Here is a 5,206-nt window from a genome sequence, read left to right on the forward strand (position 1 = left end):
CACGGACACGCTTGTCACGGGGGATTTGGGGGATGTTCCATTCGACTTTTCCAAACCCTCTGCATCGCTGCGGGTCGAAGGGACTTGGCCGCAACTTGAACTGTACGGTCCGGGCTATTCCGAGATCTGGAAGTCGCTCTATGATCGGTTTGGACTGGATTTCGAAAGCTCTCTCGATCTGACACAGCCGGACGAATACTGGCGACGCTACCTCTATTTCAACGCCGGGTATTATTACTATTCCTGTCCGCATGTCTTTGGGCAGCGCTTTCTGGATATGGCGCTGTCGATCTGGAAAGATACGCCGCCAGAACTTGCCTGCCAGCAACTGACACCGTGGCTGGACCAGATCGCGCTGCCACTGGTGATACACAGTCTGGGCGGTGGACGCGATGCGCTGCCCGCGGGATATCTCGATGGAGAGATGACGGTCCATTACCGGAACATGCCGCTGCTTTATGCCCGTGAGAGCGACGCCGTGGTCGATCTTCTGGAAGAAATATCGGCTCCCAACCAGGTCAAACGACTGCTCAAGGATTATGAACCGTTCAAGCGGATGATCTACCAGAACCGGGGTCAAAAGGTGCGTGCTTTGTTCGATCGAGACCACTTGCCAAGCCGGGAACAGCCGATCCGCCAGAAAATCAAGAAAAATGGGTTCTGGATGGTGTGATTTGGTACCGCGCCCTAAAAAAAACGGTTTCCTGAAACGTATTTACATACGTCAGTCAAACCGTAACGTGAGACTTGAATATGATCGCTTTGCCTAAGGAACACTTCCGGTCGTCTTGGGTCAGCGTAACGCGTGATGCATTTTGCGGAGATAAAGATGCCATTTCTTTCATCTTTCATTATTGACCCGACAACAGACCCGATCATCGACGTCCTGGTCGACGGTTATGTCTGGGATTTGTCGGAAACGACCACGATAACGTGGGCTTTGGCAGACGGCTTGAACCCGAACCACGTCTGGGATGACCGCAGCGGCGCCATACAGACTTTTTCGGCCGCATTGGCCACGTTCGAACAGTTCATCAATGTTGAGTTCGTCTACCTCGGGGATTTCACCAGCCCGATCACTGCGGGGCAGGCCGGGGCGGACATCGTATATACTCTAGACAATAGCTTCGTAGACGACGGCACGCTGGCCTATGCCTATTACCCGGGTCCCGAGCCGTTTACGAATTTCGAGCAATATGCGACCGAAGGCGGCGACGTTTTCATGAACTTCTCGAACGAGTTTATCGCTTCATCGAGTTTTCAGCCCGGATCCGATGGGTTCTACACGGTGATCCACGAAATCGGTCATGCGATGGGACTGAAGCATCCCTTCGATTCAAGTCCCGGTCGCCCGACCTTGGACGAATTGGACCAGAACGTCGTGCGCGACCTCGATTGGTTCTCGATCTTGTCCTACTCGGATCAGTATGCTGCCGAACTTGAGCGTTGGGATCCGGCCACGCCGATGGTGCTCGACGTTCTGGGCCTTCAGTTCATGTACGGCGTCAATACCTCGACCTTTGCCGGTGACACGACCCACGCTCTAACCAGCGAGGATTATTACTACACGATTTGGGACGCGAGCGGGGTCGACCGTGTGGATGCGTCGGGACAGTCCGAGGGTTGGACGATTTTCCTGCCCGACTTTGCCGCGACGCCATTGCTAGAGACTTTATCGGGCTTCGCGATGCCATCGAGCCAGTTTGACGGCACCTTGGTCGATAGTGCTCCGACTGAAATGATCTGGCTGATGGGCGATATCGAAAACGCGACAGGTTCGGCGTTTGACGATTGGATCAACGGTACTCCGCTGGACAACGACCTGCGTGGCGGCGGCGGCAATGACGAGCTGGAAGGCTTTGCGGGCAACGACGTGATCGACGGTAACGACGGTCTCGATCTGGCATATTATCCCGGTAGCCAGACATCCTACACGCTGACACTCGGTGCTGATGCAATCACGGTTCAGGACCGTCGCGCAGATGGGGTTGGTACCGACACGCTGCGCAACATCGAGATCGTGGAGTTTTACAGTGAAGACGAAAGACAGACCTTGGACCTGCAGCACTTTGGCGGTCCGGCCAGTCTGTCCGGAGCGGATCTGGAAAGCTTCATTGAGCTTTACATTGCCTATTTCAACCGCGCACCCGATGCGCTGGGGCTGAATTTCTGGGGAACGGCTTTTGCCAATGGTACGACCCTTCAGGAAATGGCGTCGCTGTTCATCGACCAGCCGGAAATCCGTGCGACATATGCGGAAGAATTGTCGAACGAAGATTTCGCAACCGCTGTCTACGAAAATGTTCTTGGCCGTGTGCCGGACCAGGATGGGTTCGAGTTCTGGGTCGGCGTGCTGGATTCCGGTGCAGTCAGCCGGGACCAGTTCATTCTGTCCGTGCTCGAAGGTGCCAAAGCCGATGCACCGGTCGGCGCGTCGCAGGACTTTATCGACCAACAGCAAGCGGATCGCGCCTTCCTCGCCGACAAGACGGATATCGGAGCTCTATACGCCGTGCATCGTGGTATGTCGGACGTGGACAACGCCATTGCCATCATGTCGCAGTTCGATGGGTCAGAGAGCAGCTTGTCGGAAGCGGTGTCTACGATCGAGCAGCTTTACTCCGCAGCTCTTGACCCGGACACGGGTGCATTCCTGATGCCGGTGGTTGGGGTACTGGACAATCCCTTCGACGCGATTGCATGATGCGCACCCGGGCAATCGTTGCCCGAGTGGCGGGTTCTGACGTTTTGGTCGCGTAGCCTGCCGCCTGTCCCAAGGAGCAATGCATGGCGGATGCGGTCTGGATCGAACGGTTCCACGGTCTGAGCAGTTTGCCTGCGCCGGTGAAGGCGCAATTGGTCGCTGAGAGCGCAGTTATAAAAGTGCCAGCGGGAAAGACTGTGTTCGGGCCGGGAGCTGTGCCGGACAATCTTTTGTTTTTGCTGGATGGCCGCGTGCGGGTGCAGCAGACCTCGGAAAGCGGGCGGGACATTGTGCTGTACCGTGTTGAGGCCGGGGAAAGCTGCGTTCTGACCACGGCCTGTCTGCTGGCGCATGAACCCTATTCAGCTGAAGGCGTGACCGAAACCGACGTGACCGCGGTGGCGATCCCGCGCGGCGCGTTTGACCGACTGATGGCATCTTCGCAGGAGTTTCGGGATTTCGTGCTGACTGCCTATGCGCGGCGGATCACCGACTTGTTCCGAGTGATCGACGATGTGGCCTTCGGTCGGATCGACGTGCGGCTCGCTGGGCGCTTGTTGTCGTTGGCTACGGACGGGGACGACCTTGCAACCACCCATCAGCAATTGGCCACGGAGCTTGGTACGGCGCGCGAGGTGATTTCGCGGGTTCTCCATGACTTCCAGAAACGCGGGTTCGTGGCGCAGTCGCGGGGCAAGATCACATTGCTGGATCGCGACCAGATCGCAAAGCTGGCGGAAAGCGCCTGAGCCGATTTGAAGGACGAACCTGCGAATTTTCCCATCACGTCAGGTTAGGTGACAATATCACTGAAGGTCACAGTCCCAAGGCGTACCACAGGGTCAAACCTGATTCTGGAGGACCGCAAAGTGACTCAATATCCCGTGAATATGTCCGTGACACCCGAGGTGTCTGCGCATTTCGACGAAGCCACCAATACGATCAGCTATATCGTGAAGGACCCGACCTCTGACGCCTGTGCGATTGTCGACAGCGTCATGGATATCGACTACGCCGCTGGCCGGATCACCTATGATCATGCCGATGCTCTGATTGCAGAGATTGAGGAGCGCGGTCTCAAGCTGGAATGGATCATCGAGACCCATGTCCACGCAGACCATCTCTCTGCTGCGCCGTATATCCAAGCCAAGCTGGGCGGAAAGATCGGTGTCGGATCGAAGATCATGGTCGTTCAGGACACCTTCGGCAAAATCTTCAACGAAGGCACCGAGTTCCAGCGCGATGGCAGCCAGTTCGACAAACTGTTCGAAGATGGCGATGCCTACAAGATCGGCAACATGGACGCTTTTGCCATCTACACACCGGGCCACACCCCGGCCTGCATGGTGCATGTCATGGGCAACGCCGCCTTTGTCGGCGACACTCTTTTCATGCCGGATGGCGGCTCTGCCCGTGCCGATTTCCCCGGTGGGGATGCCGGCACGCTTTACGACAGCATCCAGAAGGTGCTGACGCTCCCCGACGACATGCGGCTCTTCATGTGCCACGACTACGGCCCCAATGGCCGCGACATTCAGTGGGAAACCTCGGTGGGCGAGGAAAAAGCGCACAATATCCATGTCGGGGGCGGCAAGTCCAAAGAGGACTTCGTCAAGTTCCGCACCGAACGGGATGCAACGCTGGACATGCCCAAGCTGATCATCCCGTCGCTGCAGGTGAACATGCGTGCGGGGGCCGTTCCGAAAGACAAGGATGGTCGTCCGATGCTCAAAGTGCCGGTCAACGCGCTTTGATCCGACACGTCAACTGCGCGGCTGCTTGGTGCCGTCGTGCAGTTTCTCAAACTTTAGACGAGTGAGTCCATCACCATGCATTTGAACAAGATCACTGATGCGCTCACCGTGAGCCCGCAGATCACCGCAGACGAAATTCCCGCCCTCAAAGAGGCCGGGTTCCGCGCCATCATCTGCAATCGGCCGGATGGCGAAGGTGCGGACCAGCCGACCCATGAAGAAATCGAGACAGCTGCGAAAGCCGCAGAGCTTGAGATGCGCTATCTGCCGGTGCAATCGGGCTTGGTGCGGGATGAAGACGCCGTTGCCTTCGGCGCGGCGCTGCGCGACCTGCCGGGGCCTGTGCTCGCCTATTGCCGTACGGGCACCCGCTCGGCCACGCTGTGGTCGCTGAGCCAGGCCAAAAAACTGCCGATGGCGGACATCCTCGGTGCCACCAAGGCAGCGGGCTATGACATGAACGGTGTCGCGCGCCGGATTGCCAATGGCGGCAAGACACCGACAGATACCGGCGACGCCAAGTTTGATGTGGTTATCGTCGGCGGCGGGGCCGGGGGCGTATCGGTTGCGGCGAGCCTGAAGGCCCGCAAACCGGGGCTGTCGGTGGCGATCATCGACCCGGCGGACATCCACTATTACCAGCCCGGCTGGACGATGGTCGGCGGCGGTATTTTTGACGCGCAGGATACAGCCAAGACGATGGGGTCGCTGATCCCGCAAGGTGTGCATTGGATCAAATCGGCTGTCG

The 5,206-nt window shown here is 57.7% G+C and carries 5 protein-coding genes; all 5 read left to right on the forward strand.

Features of this window, described 5'->3' with window-relative positions:
• Nucleotides 1-673 (forward strand): hypothetical protein (locus JJ869_RS21875; RefSeq protein WP_292270759.1); only part of this gene is annotated, 673 nt, incomplete at its 5' end.
• Between the two features lie 156 nt (nucleotides 674-829).
• Nucleotides 830-2,704 (forward strand): DUF4214 domain-containing protein, encoded by a 1,875-nt coding sequence (locus tag JJ869_RS21880; RefSeq protein WP_292270762.1) that lies wholly within the window; start codon nucleotides 830-832, stop codon nucleotides 2,702-2,704.
• An 83-nt stretch (nucleotides 2,705-2,787) separates the two neighbouring features.
• Nucleotides 2,788-3,453: a Crp/Fnr family transcriptional regulator gene (locus JJ869_RS21885; RefSeq protein ID WP_292270764.1), complete on the forward strand. Its 666-nt coding sequence runs from the start codon at nucleotides 2,788-2,790 to the stop codon at nucleotides 3,451-3,453.
• Nucleotides 3,454-3,573: 120 nt separating this feature from the next.
• A complete protein-coding gene (locus JJ869_RS21890; RefSeq protein WP_292270766.1) occupies nucleotides 3,574-4,458 on the forward strand; it encodes an MBL fold metallo-hydrolase in 885 nt (294 codons plus the stop codon).
• A 75-nt stretch (nucleotides 4,459-4,533) separates the two neighbouring features.
• The coding region (locus tag JJ869_RS21895; protein ID WP_292270767.1) for a TIGR01244 family sulfur transferase at nucleotides 4,534-5,206 on the forward strand (673 nt) is incomplete at its 3' end.

Origin of the sequence: Marivita sp. (assembly GCF_017643905.1) — a bacterium.
Classification (GTDB): domain Bacteria; phylum Pseudomonadota; class Alphaproteobacteria; order Rhodobacterales; family Rhodobacteraceae; genus Marivita.